The organism is Nonomuraea sp. C10, from assembly GCF_008017515.1.
Classification (GTDB): domain Bacteria; phylum Actinomycetota; class Actinomycetes; order Streptosporangiales; family Streptosporangiaceae; genus Nonomuraea; species Nonomuraea ferruginea.
Genome location: NZ_VPFF01000003.1, coordinates 98080 through 114420, shown reverse-complemented (window position 1 = coordinate 114420; position 16341 = coordinate 98080). Strand labels below are relative to the sequence as shown.

The window sequence follows — 16341 nt, the reverse complement described above, 5'->3', positions numbered from 1 at the left end:
AAACTGTCGGTGGCGGCTGGTAGAAAACAGGGTCGAAACGTCGACGGGGTCAGGGGGCCGTTCCCGTGAGCAGCAGTTCGGAGTTCTCTGTTTCCGGGCCGGTCTACGACCGGCGCGGCCCGCTGCGCTGGCTCTGGTCCCATGTGCGCCGCCATCCGCTCCATCTGACCGGGTTCCTCGGCGGGTCGCTGGTCATGGTGGTGCTCAACGCCATGGTCCCGCAGCTCACCGGCTCGGCCTTCGACGCGGTGCTGGGCGACGGGTCCGCGCTCGGCGCGATCGTGCTGGTCATGCTGGCGGTCGTGGTGGCCCGCGGCATCATCGACCTGGTGGCGCGGCTGTCGTCCGAGGTGCTGGCCAAGCGGCTGGAGCGCGACGCCCGCGACGAGCTCTACGTGAGCCTGCTCGGCAAGAGCCAGACCTTCCACAACCGCCAGCGGGTCGGCGATCTGATGGCCAGGGCCGCCAACGACATCCGGCAGCTCTCCATCATGATCTCCCCGGGCTTCGACCTGATCGTCGACTCCGGGCTGTCCGGCCTGGTTCCGCTGTTCTTCATCGCCACCATCGACCCGCGGCTGCTGCTCGTGCCCGGCGTGTTCGCGGTCGTCTTCGTGATCGCGCTCTGGCACTACATGCGCCAGCTCAACCCCGTCGCGACCCGGATGCGCGAGCAGTTCGGCGATCTCAACGCCGGACTCAACGAGGCCGTGCGCGGCATCGAGGTCATCAAGGTGACCGCCCAGGAGGCGCAGGAGCGCCGCCGGTTCCGCGCCCGCGCCCGGCTCTACCGCGACTCCTTCGTACGCAACGGCCTGGTGCAGGCCCGCTACCTGCCCACGCTGCTCTTCGCGGCCGCGATGGCGGGCGCGCTCTGGCACGCGCTCGCGCTGCAGGCGGCGGGCCAGATCACGATCGGCGACGTGGTGGCCTTCATGGGGCTCATGGGCATGCTCGGCTTCCCCACCCAGATGTCGATCTTCACGTTCTCGCTGGTCCAGCTCGGCGTCGTGGCCTCCCGCCGGATCCTCGCCATCGTCAACGCCGAGACCGAGCTCGACCAGCCGGCCGACGGCCACGCCGCGGCCGTCACCGGCGAGATCGTCTTCGACGACGTGACGTTCGGCTACGAGGGCGGCGACCCGGTGCTGCGCGGCGTGTCGTTCACCGTGCGGCCGGGCGAGACGGTCGCCGTCGTCGGCGAGACCGGCTCGGGCAAGAGCACGCTGACCAAGCTCGTGCCGCGCATCTACGACGTCACCTCCGGCCGCGTCCTCGTCGACGGCGTCGACGTGCGCGCCTGGGACCTCGACTCGCTGCGCTCCCAGATCTCCACCATCGAGCAGGACATCGTGCTGTTCTCCCGCTCCGTCGCGGAGAACATCGCCTTCGGCCTGGGCCAGAAGGCCGGCCGCGACGACGTGGTGCGGGCAGCCGAGGACGCGCAGGCGGCCGAGTTCATCGGCGAGCTCGACGACGGCTACGACACGGTCATCGGCGAGCGCGGCATCACCCTCTCCGGCGGCCAGCGGCAGCGGCTGGCCATCGCGCGGGCCCTGCTGACCGACCCGGCGATCCTCGTGCTCGACGACTCCACCAGCGCCGTCGACTCGGCCACCGAAGACCTGATCCAGCAGGCGATCGGCCGCGTGCTCGAAGGCCGCACCACGCTGCTGATCACCCACCGGCTGTCCCAGATTCGTTGGGCCGACAAGGTGCTGCTGCTCAAACGGGGCGAGCTGGTCGACTTCGGCACCCACGACGAGCTGCTCGGGCGCAGCCGTCTCTACCGCCGCATCTTCGCCCACTACGACGAGGTCCTGCCGGCCGGGGGCGACGCGCCCGTGCTGGCCGGCGAGCAGGGAAGGGCCGGCTGATGGGCTTCCTGATGGACGGCCTGGAGGCCGAAGACTACGACCGCACCTACAGCGACCGCGAGCTGCTGCGCCGGATCCTGTCCTACTTCCGGCCCAAGCTCGGGGCGATGGTGCTGGTCGCCGCCATGATCGTGCTCGTGTCGCTGGGGCAGGCGGCGGTGCCGCTGCTGGTCAGCTGGGGTGTCGACGCGGTCCAGGCGGGCACGATCGGCGACGTCGCCTGGCCGCTGACCGGCGCGCTGCTGCTCACCGGCGTCCTCGGCTGGGTGTTCAACTTCTTCCGGCAGTGGTACAGCGCGCGGGTGACCGGCGACGTCGTGCTCCACCTGCGCGAAGACGCCTTCGACGCGGTGCTCCAGCGCGACCTGTCCTTCTACGACGAGACGCCGTCCGGCCGCATCGTCAGCCGGGTGACGTCCGACACCGACGACTTCGCCACCGTGTCCACGCTCACCATGGACCTGATCAGCCAGGTGCTGATGGTCGGGTTCGTCACCGTGCTGCTGTTCCTGCGCAGCGTCGAGCTGGCCCTGCTGACGCTTCTGGTGGTGCCCGTCGTCGTGGGCCTGGCCCTGCTGTTCCGGCGGCTCGCCCGCGCCACCACCCGCAAGGCCCAGCGCTCGCTCAGCCGGGTCAACGCCAACCTGCAGGAGACGATGGGCGGCATCGCGGTGGCCAAGAGCTTCCGCCAGGAGCGGCAGGTCTACGACGAGTTCCTGCCGATCAACCGGCAGAGCTACCAGGTGACGCTGCGGCAGGGGTTCGTCTTCTCGGCGATCTTCCCGGTGCTGTTCCTGGTGGCCGGGCTCGCCACGGTCGCCCTGGTGCAGTTCGGCGGCACGGCCGTGCTCGGCGACCGTTTGACGGCCGGTGACTGGTACCTGTTCCTCCAGGGTGTGGCGCTGTTCTGGTTCCCGCTGACGTCGATCGCGGCGTTCTGGTCGCAGTTCCAGCAGGGCCTGTCGGCGTCGGAGCGGGTCTTCGCGCTGATCGACGCGCCGCCGCGGGTGGTGCAGACCGGCGCGCAGCCGGTCGGCAGGCTGGCCGGGCGCATCGAGTTCCAGGGCGTCACCTTCGGCTACGACCCGGCCAGCCCGGTGCTGCGCGACTTCGACCTGCGCATCGAGGCCGGCGAGACGGTCGCGCTGGTCGGCCACACCGGCGCGGGCAAGTCCACGCTGAGCAAGCTGATCACCCGGTTCTACGAGTTCCAGGAAGGCCGGCTGCTCATCGACGGCCGCGACATCCGCGAGCTCGACCTGGGCGAATACCGCCGCCAGATCGGCGCGGTGCCGCAGGCGCCGTTCCTGTTCAGCGGCACCGTCGCCGACAACATCCGCTACCCCAGGCCGGATGCGACCGACGACGAGGTGCGGGCCGCGGCCGAGGCGGTCGGCGGCGGCGACTGGATCGACGCCCTGCCCCACGGCCTCGACACCGACGTGGGCGAGCACGGCCGGGCCCTGTCGATGGGGCAGCGCCAGCTCGTCGCGCTGGCCCGCCTGCTCGTCCAGGACCCGGCGATCGTGGTGCTCGACGAGGCCACGGCCAGCGTCGATCCGCTCACCGAGGCGCAGATCCAGGAGGGTCTCGACGTGGTGCTGGCCGAGCGCACCTCGATCGTCATCGCCCACCGGCTGTCCACCATCGAGCACGTCGACCGCATCATCGTGCTCGACCACGGCCGCATCGTGGAGGAGGGCGACCATCCGACGCTGCTGGCGCGGGGCGGCCGCTACTGCCAGGTCTACAACACCTACTTCCGTCACCAGTCGCCCAACTACCGGGCGGGCAGCGGGTTTGTGCCCATCGGCTCGTCCTGACCGCAACACCCGAGCCGGGGTCACAGCGTGGTGAGCACCTCCTGCATCCTGGTCTTGCCCGTGCCGAACCGGCCGGCCTCCCGGCGGGGCTCGCCCTCGGCCGGACGGCCTCTGAGCGCGTCCAGCTCGCGCTGCCGGGCGTCCCGGAACGCCGCGCCCAGCTCGGCCAGCTCTTCGCCGCTCATGCTGCGGGCCAGCATCGGGAGGATCGTCGTCTCCTCGTCGCAGAAGTGGGCCATCACCGACACGACGAGCTGGTGCAGCGCCTCGGTGAGCTCGGGCGTCCCGGCGTCGGCCCGCCGCAGCGTGTCCAGGTGGACCTCGGCCTCCTTGTGCTGGGCGAAGCCGTGGTGGGCGTCCAGGAGCGGGTAGACCACGTCCTCCTCGGCGCGGGTGTGCGCGGTCAGCAGGGCGTGCAGGGCGCTGACGGCGGGCCCGGGGTCCTTCTGGTTCAGCAGCAGACGCTTGAACAGGACTTCGATCCGGCGATGGTCGGCCTGGACGAGGGCGATGACGTCGTTCCGCACGGTCATGGGATCGTGGCTACCCGGGCGGCGAGCCCCCAACCGTGCCGCCCGGTGCGGGACCCTTCCCATGCCCGGTGCGCCGGAGTATGAACGAATCACCCGCACCCCCCGATCAGCCTGCCCGGAGGTGACGGCTGATGCGCCGTCCGAGCCTGGTTCTCTGCGCCCTCACCCTGGCCGCCGCGTTACTCGTGCCCGGCACGGGCGCCGCGGCGGACGCGCGCACCGTCGTGCCCGGCGACCAGCCGCTGCCCGGCTACACCGTCGACAACCCGCCGCTCCCGCCCGCGCTCGTGGACGGCAGGCCGGCCAGGGTGCTGCAGGGCGTGCACGAGCACGCGGCGTACGTGATCGAGGTGCCGCCGCGCTGGAACGGCGGCCTGGCGATGTGGGCCCACGGCTTCCGCGGCGCCACGCGGGTGCTCTCCGTGGACCCGCCAGGCTACGGGCTCCGGCAGCGGCTCCTGGACCAGGGGTACGCGTGGGCCGCGTCCTCGTACTACGCCAACGACTACGACGTGCGGGCCGGCGTGGTCAGCACCCGCGCGCTGGCCGGTCACTTCGCGCGGGTGGTCGGCAAGCCGAAGCGCACGTTCATCGCCGGGGTGTCGATGGGCGGGCACATCACGGCCCGCTCCATCGAGCAGTACCCGGGCTTCTACGACGCCGCGATGCCGATGTGCGGGGTGCTCGGCGACCACGAGCTGTTCGACTTCTTCCTCGACTTCCACCTCGTCGCCCAGGACCTGGCGGACGTGCCCGCGTACCCGTTCCCGGCCGACTACGCCACCTCGGCCGTACCGAAGATGCTGGAGCGGCTGGACCCGGGCAGCGCGGTCGGCGCGCAGTTCCGCGACATCGTGATCAACCAGGGCGGCGGCGAGCGGCCGGGCGCGGACGCCGCGTTCGCGTACTGGAAGGACTTCCTGTTCGGGCTGGCCGGGCCGGACGAAGGCGGCTCGCTGGCGCAGCAGCCCGGCCGGGTGGGCACGAACGTCGGCACCCGCTACGCGCCCTCCTCGCCGGTGAACGTCAACGCGACCGTCCGGCGGGTGGCCCCCGAGGACCCGGTGGCCCGGTTCACCCGCGGGCTGACGGCCGTGGCGAGCGTGTCGGGCCGGATCGACGTGCCCGTGCTGTCGCTGCACGACCTGGGCGACAACTTCGTGCCGTTCTCGATGGAGCAGCACTACTTCAAGGACGTGGCCCGGCACGGCAGGACGAAGCACCTGGTACAGCGGGCGATCAGGGCCGTGGGCCACTGCGAGTTCAGCGACGCCGAGGCCGGGGCCGCCTGGGACGACCTCGTCCGGTGGCAGCGCGGCGGCCCCCGGCCCGCGGGCGACGACGTGGTCACCCGCTCGGTGGTGGCCGACCCGCGCTACGGGTGCCGGTTCACCGACCCGTCGGCCTACTCGACCGGCACCCGTCCGCTGTTCCCCGCCTGCCCCTGACGGATCAGTCGGCGACCAGGCGGGCCCGCGGGCCTTCCTGCTCGCGCTGCCGGCGGATCACGTACGTGCCCGGGGCGCAGCCCGTCGCCCCGTGCTCCGGGTGCAGCAGGTAGGCCGGGGCGGTGGTCTCGAACACGCCGATGGCCAGCCGTTCGGAGTCGTGGAGCCGCCGCGTCCACCGGCAGGTGTACGGTTCGGCGACGAGGGTGTGCGTGTTGCCGCCGGCCTCGCCGCGCAGCAGGTCGACGCCTTCCACCGGCACGTCGATCCACTCCCACGCCACGGCGGTCGGCGGGATCCTGACGGACGCGGCGATCATCGCCAGCGGGATGACGATCAGGTCGCCCTGGGCCTGGGGCCCGTCGACGACGGGGATGCGCACCGACCGCTCCAGGTGGTCGAGCGCGGTCAGTCCGGTCTGCTCTTCGAGGGTGGCGAGAGTCACTTTCATGGCATTCACCTCAGGTTCGGCGGAGAAGGCTCGCGTACTGGCCGGCGGACAGCCCGTAGGTCCAGCCGGCGGCGGCGATCGGGTCGTCGAAGTACCACGGCACGGTCAGCCCGTAGCGGCGGCGGCGCCCGTCGCGCTCGACGGACCCGTTGACGGCGAGCAGCACTCTGGTGCCCGCGCGCACGTCGTACAGCCGCAGCTCGAAGCCGGGATTGCCGGGGTCGGGGGCGGCGGCGACCAGCCGGAGGCCGGCCTGCTCGATGTAGGCGGCCCAGCCGAGGCGCTCGATCGCGCACCGCCTGACCTCGACGTTGCGCTCCCGCCCGATGCGCTCGGCGGACGGATCGGTGGTCACCCAGGACGGCACCCGGGTGCCGTGCCAGGCGTGCACGTCCCAGCCGTCGGCGAACCGCACGGCCGGGCCGCCGTCGTGGTGCAGGCGCACCTCGCCGTGCTCGCCGCACACCTCTGTGCGCAGCTCGGCCGGGCGTTCCGAGAGCACGCACACGTCCCGGCGCGGCCACCACCAGCCGCACGAGCGGGCCACCACGGCCCACAGGTGGGCCTGCCGTTTCTGTGCCCGGCTGAACACCTCGACGCCGCCCAGCCGGCGCAGCGCGTCGTGCCGCGCCTGCCACGCGACGGCCGTGACGTCCTCGTACCAGCTCGTGCGCCGGAGCGGGCGGTCGTGCGCGGCCTCCAGCACCGGGACGAGCCGGCGCGCCGTCCAGGAGAGCGGGTCGTGCACCTCGCGGCGGACCACCTGGTCGAGCTCCAGGTGGGCGCCCCTGACGGCGGCGTCGACCCGCCCGCGCAGCTCGCCGGCCATGCGGGTCAGGCTCTTCACCACCGGCCAGTCCTGCACCCGCTCCGGGGGTTCGTCGGGGCGCGGCCGGACGCCGGGCGGCACGGTGGCGAGGGCGGTCACGGGCGAGGCGGCCCAGTGGAAACGCGGCGGGGCGAACCCGGCCAGGAGGTAGAGCTCCGAGATGGCGGCTTCGGCCGCCTGACGGTGACAGGGCCGCGTCGACAGCGCCAGGCCCAGCCATTCTTCGCGGATGGTCGCAGCTTCCCGCTGCGCGCGTGCGCTCACCGGCTCAGGGTGGCGCCGTCCTTCCTCACGATCATGTCTGCGATGGTGACATGTCGGAACCTCATCTGTCCACCGCCGACAGGGCCTGCCAGAAGGCGGCGGTCAAGCGTCCGGCAAGCGACAGGTCGTATCACTGAGACAGCCGACCCCCCAAGGAGCGCCGCGATGAACCGTCGCCTGTCCCTCACGCTCGTCGCGGCGCTCGCCGCCGCCGGAACGCTGACCACCGTGCCCGCGCACGCCGCGACCGGCACCGCGTGCAAGATCCAGCCGTACGGGCTCATCGGCGCCCGCTGGCAGCAGCTCGGCGGCGCGAACGGCAAGCTCGGCTGCCCCACCACGGGCGAGCGCGACATCCACCAGAACGGGGTCGGCTGGGCCGGCCGCCGTCAGACGTTCGAACGGGGCCAGCTGGCCTGGTCGCCCAAGCTGGGCGGGAACTTCGTGGTGGCGGCCTGGTCGGCCGGCGGGAACGCGTACGTCGACTGGCACCGGACGGCCAAGGAGTTCGACACCTTCCTCGTCCGCTACACCAGCGCCGCCGACCCGCACGGGGTGCAGAAGGACACCGCGGGCGGCTTCCGCGGCCGCTACATCGTCAGGGCGCGGACGAACGGCGGCTACCGGTGGAACATCAAGGGCTGCGACAGCAACCTCATCGGCCCGTCCAGCTGCCAGAAGCACTGGTCCGTCTCGGTGACCGGCTGATCAGCGCGATCGCCGCCCGTGCAGGGCTATGACCCGGAAAATGCGACGATCGGATACGTCGACCCTCCGAGCGATTGGCGCGAGCATGGCGAACCGTAAGGCACTGGTGGTGCGCGGCGGCTGGGAAGGACATGCCCCGGTGGCCGCCACCGACCTCTTCGTCCCCTTCCTCGAAGCGCACGGCTTCGAGGTACACCTGGCCGGCTCCCCGGAGCCGTACGCGGACGCCGCGTTCATGGCCGGGGTCGACCTGGTCGTGCAGTGCTACACCATGGGGACGATCGAGCCCGGCGAGCTCGCGGGCCTGCGCGCCGCCGTCGAGTCGGGCACCGGGATGGCGGGCTGGCACGGCGGCATCGCCGACTCCTTCCGCAACTCCTCCGACTACCTCCACCTGATCGGCGGGCAGTTCGCCTGCCACCCCGGCAAGGACCCGGCCGAGCCGCACGAGAGCGCCGAGGCGCACAACTTCGTGCCGTACACCGTGAACCTGCTCCCCGAGGCCGCCGCCCACCCCATCACCGAGGGCCTGACGGACTTCGACCTGGTGACCGAGCAGTACTGGGTGCTGACCGACGACTACATCGACGTGCTGGCCACGACCACGCAGCAGGTCCGCCCGTGGGACCCCTGGCACCGTGAGGTCACCTCGCCGGCCATCTGGACCCGGAGCTGGGGCGCCGGCCGCATCTTCGTCACCACCCCCGGTCACAGCCTCGACGTGCTGCGGAACGACACCGTACGCACGATCATCGAACGCGGCATGCTCTGGGCGGCCCGGTAGCCGGAAGACCCCTCGAACAGTCCCGTACCGCTCACCGTGACGGCGTTCCATGACCGCCGCGTCCAGGTGAGCTGAGGTCGAGGGCTGGATTTTCTGCGGAACAATGTTTCAAGTTGGAGCGAAAAACCCTTCCATCTCGGCTTGTGGCGTGGCTAGTATTCCGCTCACCGTAATGACAGTCCGCCACGCGAAACAGCGTCGAGCACGAAGGGGCCCGCGATGCTCCGGTACGTCGGGCGCAGGGTCGCCGGTCTCGCACTGGTCCTGCTGATCGTCCTGACGCTCGTCTTCTTCATGCTCAGGGCGGCTCCCGGCGGTCCCGCCGAGGCCTACCTCGGCATGAACCCAACCCCGGAGAAGGTCGCCGAGGTCGAGCGCAGGCTCGGCCTCGACCAGCCGATCTGGGTCCAGTACGGCACCTTCGTCGGCAACCTGCTGGCCGGCGACTTCGGCCGCTCACTGTTCAGCGACCGCCCGGTCATCGAGATCATCGCCGAGCGGCTCCCCGTCACCCTGGAGCTCAGCCTGATCGCGTTCGTGTTCTGGGTCGCCGCCGGCCTTCTGGCCGGAGCCGTGGCGGCCAGGAAGCGCGACTCGTTCCTGGACGGCTGCGTGCGGGTGATCAGCGTGATCGCGCTGTCGATCCCGAGCTTCTGGCTCGGCCTGGTGCTCGTCGTGGTGTTCGGCCTCTACGTCCAAGGCGTGCTGCCCTCCAGCGGATGGGTGCGCTTCGGCGACGATCCGCTCGAGAACCTGCGCGGCGTGATCCTGCCCGCGTTCGCCCTCGGCCTCGGCTCGGGCGCCATCATCGCCCGTACGCTGCGCGCCTCGATGATCGACACCGCGCAGGCCGACTACGTGTCGTTCGCCCGCGCGATGGGCATGCCCGAGCGGCGCATCCTGCGCCGGATCACCGCGCGTAACGCGATCATCCCGACGGCCACCGTGATCGGGCTCATGCTCGGCGTCTTCATCAGCGGCACCGTGCTGGTGGAGAACGTGTTCAACCTGCCGGGGATCGGCCAGACCATCGTCGCCGCCTTCAAGCAGCACGACTACCCGCTGGCCATCGCCTGCACCCTGATCACCGCCACCGTCTTCCTGGTCACGAACCTGATCGTGGACCTCCTCTACTTCGTGCTCAACCCCCGGATCCGCGCCGGGTTCCTGAACGGGACGGCCCGCTGACCATGAACCGAGTGCTTCCCCGGATGTCCGCGCTGACCTGGGCCGGCCTGGCCCTGCTCGGGCTGTTCCTGCTGCTGGCCGTGGCCGGGCCGCTGCTGGCCGGCTCGCCGGACGCGCGCACCGGCCTGACCCTGGCCGCCCCCGGCGCCGACCACCTGTTCGGCACCGACCACCTGCAGCGCGACCTGTTCGCCCGCACCGCCGAAGGCGCCCGCGTCTCGCTGCTCGTGGCGGCGGCCGGCGTCGCCTTCGGCCTGGTCGTCGCCGTGCCCGCCGGGCTGGTGGCCGGGTACTTCGGCGGACGCTGGCCCGACGACCTGATCATGCGCGTGCTGGAGGCGCTGCAGGCGCTGCCGCTCTTCGTCTTCGCGCTGTTCGTCATCGGCATCACCGGCACCGGCGACTCGCACTGGGGCCCGCTGACGGTGACCGCGACCACCAAGGTCGTGCTGCTGCTCGGCGTCGGCTTCATCCCGTACTTCGCCCGCGTGACCCGCTCGGCCACCCTGGTCGAGGTCCAGGAGGACTACGTCGACGCGCTCCGGGCGATCGGCGTGCCGCGCTGGCGCATCATCGGCGGCGAGGTGCTGGTCAACGTGCTGCCGCCGGTGCTCGTGCAGGCGTTCCTGTGGCTCGGCGTGGCGATCTTCGCCGAGAGCGCGCTCAGCTTCCTCGGCCTCGGCATCCAGCCGCCGCGGCCCAGCCTCGGCAACATCCTCGGCGACGCGACCAGCTACATGCTGCTCGGCGCGTGGTGGTACTCCATCATCCCCGGCCTGGTCATCCTCGTCGCCACCGTCGGATTCAACCTCGCGGGCGACGGCCTCGGCGACGCGCTCGACGCGCAGGGCCGGCGCTGAGCCTCACCACCCCCACCTCTGAAGGAAACATCGTGATGAATGAAGCGATCATCGGCCGCCGCCGCTTCCTGGCGATGGCCGGCCTGCTCACCGCGGGCTCGCTGGCCGTGACGGCATGCGGCACGTCGGGGACGCCGGCCCCGGCCGCCTCCCAGGGCCCGAAGCCCACCAAGCTGGCGTTCGGCGTCACCTCCATCTCCGACTACCTGAACCCGCTCTACACCACCTCCAGCCGGGTCCACTGGATCACCGACCCCGTGGTGGAGTCGCTCTACACCCACGACGCGTCGCTGAAATCCGTGCCGCTGCTCGCCGACGGCGAGCCGGAGATCTCCGACGACGGCCTCACCTGGACCATCAAGCTCAAGGAGGGCGTGACCTTCGCCAACGGCGACCCGTTCACCGCGGCGGACGTCGTGGCCGCGCTGAAGTTCGTCTCCGACCCCAAGTCCACCAGCGACTGGACGGTCTTCTTCGCCGGCTACGTCAAGGACGCCGAGGCGGACGGCGACCACACCGTGAAGATCACCCTGACCGCCCGGTACGGCGTGCTCCGCGCCCACCTCACCAACCTGCCGATCATCCACAAGGACTTCGTCGCCAAGACCGACACCACCATGGGCACCGGCCCCTTCACGATCGAGAAGGTGACCCAGGGCCAGTCGGTCGAGCTGAGCCGCAACGACTCCTACCACGGCGACAAGCCCGCGCTCGCGAGCGTCGTCTTCCAGGCGGTGCCCGACCCCGCCACCCGCCTGGTCAACCTGCGCGAAGGCAAGATCCACATCATGACCGACGTCACGCCGGAGAGCGTGGCCCTGCTCAAGCAGGACGCGCAGGTCAAGGTGCACGAGGTCGACGCGCCCAGCGACATCATCACCTACTTCACGGCCAACAAGGCACCCTTCGACGACGTCAAGGTGCGGCAGGCGCTCGCGTACGCGATGGACCGCAAGGGCGTGCGCGACGTCGCGTACGCGGGCACCGCCACCATCGCGCAGGGCCCCATCGGCCCCGCCGTCGAGGGCCACGACCCGTCCCTGCAGATCTACGGCGAGGCACCCGACCACGAGAAGGCCAAGGCGCTGCTGGCCGAGGCCGGCGCGAGCGACCTGAAGTTCACCCTGACGATCACCAGCGACGCCATGATGAAGAACATCGGCCAGGTGCTCGTCGAAGGCTGGAAGCAGGCCGGCATCACCTGCACGCTGGAGACCCTCGACGTCGGCCCCTGGGTGCAGAAGTGGGCGTCGGGCAAGTTCGACCTGGTGATGAACAGCTTCGAGACCGGCTTCGGCGCCGGGCGCACCGCCTTCTCCCTCCTGAACGTGACCAACTCGGCGTATCCGCTGAACTTCGGTTACAAGAACGAGGAAGTGGACAAGCTGCTCGGCCAGGCCTGGGCCGCCGACGACGAGGCGGAGCGGGCCGAGCTGTGCAAGCGGATCAACGGCCTGCTGGCGGCGGACGCGATCATCATCCCGCCCGTCTACCCGAAGATGCTCGTGGCGCAGCGCACCGACGTCTCGCCGCTCGACGAGCCGGGCATGAGCGTCAGCCGCATCAGCGTCCCCGCCGTGCAGTTCACCTGATGAGCGCGCTGCTGTCGGTCAGGGACCTGGGGGTCGCCTTCCGTACCAGGGAGGGCGACGTGCCCGCCGTGCGCGAGGTCTCCTTCGACCTCGCCCGCGGCGAGATCCTCGGGCTGGTCGGCGAGTCGGGGTCGGGCAAGAGCACGCTGCTCACCGCGCTGACGCGGATGCTGCCGCGCAACGCGCGCCTCGACGCCGGGCGCCTCGGCTTCGACGGCGCCGACCTCGTCAAGCTGCGCGAGGACGGCATGCGCAAGCTGCGGGGCGACCGCATCGGACTGATCCCGCAACGGCCCATGACCTCGCTCTCGCCGGTCACGCCCGTCGGCCGGCAGCTGCGCTGGCACCTCGACGGGCTCGACGACGGGCGGCTCAAGGAGCTGCTCGCCGGCGTCGGGCTCGGCGCGGTGCTCGACCGGCTCGACGGCTACCCGCACGAGTTCTCCGGCGGACAGCTGCAACGCCTGCTCATCGCCGTGGCGGCCATCGGCAAGCGGCCCGACCTGTTGCTCGCCGACGAGCCCACCACCACGCTGGACGCCACCGTGCAGGCCCAGGTGCTGCGGCTGCTGCTGGACCTGCGCGACGAGATCGGCTGCTCGATGATCTTCGTCAGCCACGATCTCGGCGTGATCGCGCAGGTCAGCGACCGCATCGGGGTGATGTACGCGGGCCGCCTGGTGGAGCTGGCCCCCGCCGCCGAACTGTTCGCGACGCCGCGCCACCCGTACACGCGGGCCCTGCTGGACGCGATGCCGAGCCGGCACCGCAGGGGCGAGCCGCTGCGCACCATCCCCGGCACCGTCACCGGCGCCAACCGGCTCGCCGGATGCCCGTTCGCGCCGCGCTGCGCGTCCGTCGCCGAGCGCTGCCACGAGGAGAACCCGGAGGTCCGTACGGTGGGAGAGTCGCTGGTGCGCTGCCACGTGGCGGGGGAGTCCGCATGATCGCGGTCCGCGCCGAAGGTCTCGTCAAGCACTACCGCACCGGCGGAGGCAGGACGCTGCGCGCCGTCGACGGCGTCACCTTCGAGGTGCCGCAGGGCAGGACGCTCGCCGTCATCGGCGAGTCCGGCTGCGGCAAGTCGACCATCGCCCGCATGCTCGTCCGGCTCGCCGAACCCACCGAAGGCCGCATCCAGGTGCAGGGCAGCGAGCAGGCCGACCGCCGCGCCATCCAGCTCGTGTCGCAGAACCCCTGGTCGGCGCTGAACCGGCGCAAGAGCATCGGGCACGCGCTGCGTCAGCCGCTCGCCGTGCACGGCCTGCACCCAGGCCGCGCGGCCCGCGACGCCCGCGTCCGCGAGCTGCTCGACCTGGTCGGCCTCACCGAGGAGTACCTCGGCCGCAGGCCCGGCGGCGTCAGCGGCGGCGAGCTGCAGCGCGTCACCGTCGCCCGCGCGCTCGCCGTCGAGCCGAAGGTCCTCGTGCTCGACGAGCCCACCGCCAGCCTCGACGTCAGCGTCAAGGCGCTGCTCGTGAACCTGCTCCAGGACCTGAGGCAACGCCTCGGGCTCAGCTACGTGCTCATCACCCACGAGATCGACATCGCCCGGCACCTGGCCGACGACGTCGCCGTCATGTATCTCGGCCGCTTCGTCGAGACCGGCACCGCCGACCAGGTCTTCGACGACCCCCGCCACCCCTACACCCGGGCGCTGCTCGCCGCCGTGCCCGACCCCGGCCGCCCACCGGCGGCGCCGCTCACCGGCGAGGTGCCCTCCGCGCTGGCCCCGCCGCCCGGCTGCCGCTTCCACACCCGCTGCCCGCTGGCCACCGCCGCCTGCGAGGCCACCGATCCCGCGCTCGAACCCGCGACCGACGGCCGCCTGATCGCCTGCATCCACGAGGAGACCGCATGACCCAGCACACCGACGGCCTCTATCCCACCGCCGACCTGGCCAAGGACGTCTGGACCCTCGGCGTCGTCCAGTCGACCGTGAACCCGACGCCCGACCCGTCGGGCATGCGGGCCAACCTCGACCACATGCTCCACCTGATCGACAACTGCTTCCACACCCCCTTCGGCTACCGGCCCGACCTGCTGTTCTTCCACGAGTTCCCGATCAGCGGCTGGGACAACTGGACCAAGGCCGAAGCCGAGCGCCGCTGCATCGAGCTGCCCGGCCCCGAGTCGGAGGCCATCTCCGCCAAGGCCCGTCAGCACAACTGTTACATCGCCTTCGGCGCGTACGTCCGCGACCCCGACTGGCCCGGCCACGTGCTCAGCGTCACCACGCTCATCGGCCCGGACGGCGAGATCGTCGCCAAGCACTGGAAGGCCCGCAACGTCAAGGGCGTCTTCGGCGGCGTCGAACTGTTCACCACCACCGTCTACGACGTGCTGGACGAGTACATCGAGAAGTACGGCATCGACCAGGTCGTGCCCGTCGCCCGCACCCCGCTGGGCAACATCTCCATGTCGTCCACCCAGCTGGAGCCCGAGCTCTTCCGCGCCGCCGCCGTCAAGGGCGCCGAGGTCTTCCTCCGCACCGCCAGCGGCAGCTTCAACGAGATCGACGTGCGCGCCTCCGCCCTGCACAACCGCGTCTACACCGCGATCGTCAACAACTCGCTCCTGCCGCGCGACACCCCGTACTTCGAGGACACCGGCGCGGGCGGCTCGGCCGTCTACGGCCCGGACGGCAACGTCATCGCGGCGGCGGACAGCAAGTTCGAGAAGCTCGTCGTCGCCCAGATCCCCATCGCCGCCCACCGCGCCCGCCATCGCCAGCCGGACATCCACTGGGACATGTACAAGCACATCTTCGACGCGTACCGGAGCCGCTTCGCCCCCAACCTCTTCACCCCGTACCAGCCGGAGAGCCTGGAGGACGCCGGCCGCTACCTCGACGGCAAGTCCCGCTGGCGCTAGAGCCAGGCCAGGCCGACGCCCACCAGGGCGAGGCCGGCCAGGGACGCCGCGGCGCGGACCGTGTTCCAGGCGGTCCACCGCGGCGAGTACTCCTTCCACGGCATCGTGCCCGCGTCGACGGCGTTGTTCATCGGCACGTTGATCGCCACGGTGACCACGAAGGAGCCGACGAAGTTCACCCCGGCGGCGGCGAAGAACCAGACCGCGGCCGGCCCGTCGGCGAACAGCCCGGCGACCAGCGCCGCGACCGGCGCCCCGAGGAACGCGACGTAGAGCCAGGGGTTGAGGATCTTCTTGTTGACGCTCCGCATCACCGTCTCGGCCTGGGCGGGCTCGACGGCGTTGAGCGCCGGCATGACGGACATGGAGAAGGCGTAGAAGAGGCCCGCGAGGGCGCCGTGCAGCACGAGGGCGATGAGCGGCAGAACCAGCATGCCCTCATCGTGTCCGTACGGGCCGGGACCGTCCATGCACCGCCCTCTCAACCGCATACGCGAGCGTCTCTCTTGTGGTGGGATATGGCGAATGGAGCGAGCGGGCCAATTAATCGGCGACACGTTGATCTTCATCTTCCTGTTCGCCGTCGTCACCGGAGCCTTCCTGGCATACCACTTCACACCCGGTGACCACACGATCGTCTACGACGGCTCGTACGCGCCGTTGCAGGGTGTCCCCATGAGCGAGGCCTACAGCTCGACCCTGCGGATCAGCTTCGACGTGCCCGGCGGGCTGCTCCTGCGGCAGGTGCACCTCCAGTCCTGGCCCGTCCTCGCCTTCGGCACCTTCGTCTGGCTCCTGGTGGCCCGGCACCGGTACGCGCTCGCGGCGTTCGGCCTGGCCATGGCCGCCACCCTGTCCGGCTACGCGACCGTCGACGACCTGCTCAGCGGGACCTTGCCGGGCGAGGTGTCCACCATCTGGTGGTACGGGGTGCACCTGGTGGTGGCGCTGGCCCTGATCGTCGTGCTGGTGATCTCCTCCCGGCGCGAAGCGGCCCGTCAGCCGAGAACCGTCCCCTTCATCGCCCTGGCCTTCGCCATCGCCCTGCTGGCGGTCTACTGGCTCTGACTTGCATCCCGTTCCCAGCCGGTTCCAAGAGCGTCACAAGAG

At 71.1% G+C, this 16341-nt stretch carries 16 protein-coding genes; 12 read left to right on the top strand and 4 right to left on the bottom strand.

The features are described from left to right. The first annotated feature begins 65 nt into the window (after window positions 1-65). The gene (locus FR742_RS31980; protein ID WP_261808908.1) at window positions 66-1877 is read left to right on the top strand and encodes an ABC transporter ATP-binding protein; all 1812 of its coding nucleotides are present in this window, start codon (window positions 66-68) and stop codon (window positions 1875-1877) included. Then, window positions 1877-3700 carry an ABC transporter ATP-binding protein gene (locus FR742_RS31975; protein WP_148035054.1) on the top strand — a complete coding sequence of 608 codons (1824 nt, stop codon included), beginning with the start codon at window positions 1877-1879 and terminating at the stop codon, window positions 3698-3700. The genes FR742_RS31980 and FR742_RS31975 overlap by 1 nt, the downstream gene beginning before the upstream one ends. 20 nt (window positions 3701-3720) lie before the next feature. Here FR742_RS31975 and FR742_RS31970 read toward each other — a convergent pair whose 3' ends face one another. Further along, window positions 3721-4233 (bottom strand): hemerythrin domain-containing protein, encoded by a 513-nt coding sequence (locus tag FR742_RS31970; RefSeq protein WP_187281469.1) that lies wholly within the window; start codon window positions 4231-4233, stop codon window positions 3721-3723. 131 nt (window positions 4234-4364) lie between these two features. On the opposite strand from FR742_RS31970, the gene FR742_RS31965 reads away from it, so the two are divergent. After that, a complete protein-coding gene (locus FR742_RS31965) occupies window positions 4365-5681 on the top strand; it encodes a S9 family peptidase (RefSeq protein WP_148035052.1) in 1317 nt (438 codons plus the stop codon). Between the two features lie 4 nt (window positions 5682-5685). Here FR742_RS31965 and FR742_RS31960 read toward each other — a convergent pair whose 3' ends face one another. Both FR742_RS31960 and FR742_RS31955 read right to left on the bottom strand, forming a co-directional pair. Beyond that, window positions 5686-6132, bottom strand: a complete 447-nt coding sequence (locus tag FR742_RS31960; RefSeq protein WP_148035051.1) for a hypothetical protein — start codon at window positions 6130-6132, stop codon at window positions 5686-5688. A 10-nt stretch (window positions 6133-6142) separates the two neighbouring features. After that, on the bottom strand, window positions 6143-7225 hold the full coding sequence (locus FR742_RS31955; RefSeq protein WP_148035050.1) for a DUF6745 domain-containing protein: 1083 nt from the start codon (window positions 7223-7225) through the stop codon (window positions 6143-6145). 165 nt (window positions 7226-7390) lie between these two features. Here FR742_RS31955 and FR742_RS31950 point away from each other — a divergent pair, with 165 nt between their 5' ends. The 8 genes from FR742_RS31950 (at window position 7391) to FR742_RS31915 (ending at window position 15231) form a co-directional block, all read left to right on the top strand. Further along, complete coding sequence (locus FR742_RS31950; RefSeq protein ID WP_187281468.1) at window positions 7391-7933, top strand: LGFP repeat-containing protein; 543 nt, start codon at window positions 7391-7393, stop codon at window positions 7931-7933. 85 nt (window positions 7934-8018) lie between these two features. Further along, window positions 8019-8717, top strand: a complete 699-nt coding sequence (locus FR742_RS31945; protein ID WP_148035048.1) for a ThuA domain-containing protein — start codon at window positions 8019-8021, stop codon at window positions 8715-8717. A 219-nt stretch (window positions 8718-8936) separates the two neighbouring features. Next, on the top strand, window positions 8937-9905 hold the full coding sequence (locus FR742_RS31940) for an ABC transporter permease (protein ID WP_148035047.1): 969 nt from the start codon (window positions 8937-8939) through the stop codon (window positions 9903-9905). A 2-nt stretch (window positions 9906-9907) separates the two neighbouring features. Beyond that, the gene (locus tag FR742_RS31935; RefSeq protein WP_148035046.1) at window positions 9908-10765 is read left to right on the top strand and encodes an ABC transporter permease; all 858 of its coding nucleotides are present in this window, start codon (window positions 9908-9910) and stop codon (window positions 10763-10765) included. Between the two features lie 35 nt (window positions 10766-10800). Beyond that, window positions 10801-12357: an ABC transporter substrate-binding protein gene (locus tag FR742_RS31930; RefSeq protein ID WP_148035045.1), complete on the top strand. Its 1557-nt coding sequence runs from the start codon at window positions 10801-10803 to the stop codon at window positions 12355-12357. Beyond that, window positions 12357-13304, top strand: coding sequence for an ABC transporter ATP-binding protein (locus FR742_RS31925; protein ID WP_148035044.1), 948 nt, complete (start codon window positions 12357-12359; stop codon window positions 13302-13304). The genes FR742_RS31930 and FR742_RS31925 overlap by 1 nt, the downstream gene beginning before the upstream one ends. Beyond that, entirely contained in the window at window positions 13301-14218 is a 918-nt protein-coding gene (locus tag FR742_RS31920) for an oligopeptide/dipeptide ABC transporter ATP-binding protein (protein ID WP_148035043.1), read from the top strand. Before FR742_RS31925 ends, FR742_RS31920 begins: the two co-directional genes overlap by 4 nt. Beyond that, a complete protein-coding gene (locus FR742_RS31915) occupies window positions 14215-15231 on the top strand; it encodes a nitrilase-related carbon-nitrogen hydrolase (RefSeq protein WP_148035042.1) in 1017 nt (338 codons plus the stop codon). The genes FR742_RS31920 and FR742_RS31915 overlap by 4 nt, the downstream gene beginning before the upstream one ends. On the opposite strand, the gene FR742_RS31910 is transcribed toward FR742_RS31915, so the two are convergent. Continuing rightward, a complete protein-coding gene (locus tag FR742_RS31910; protein ID WP_148035041.1) occupies window positions 15228-15665 on the bottom strand; it encodes a DUF1772 domain-containing protein in 438 nt (145 codons plus the stop codon). The two genes, FR742_RS31915 and FR742_RS31910, sit on opposite strands and share 4 nt — an antisense overlap. A 91-nt stretch (window positions 15666-15756) precedes the next feature. Between FR742_RS31910 and FR742_RS31905 the strand changes: the two genes are divergently transcribed. Next, window positions 15757-16299, top strand: coding sequence for a hypothetical protein (locus FR742_RS31905; protein ID WP_148035040.1), 543 nt, complete (start codon window positions 15757-15759; stop codon window positions 16297-16299). Window positions 16300-16341: the final 42 nt, after the last annotated feature.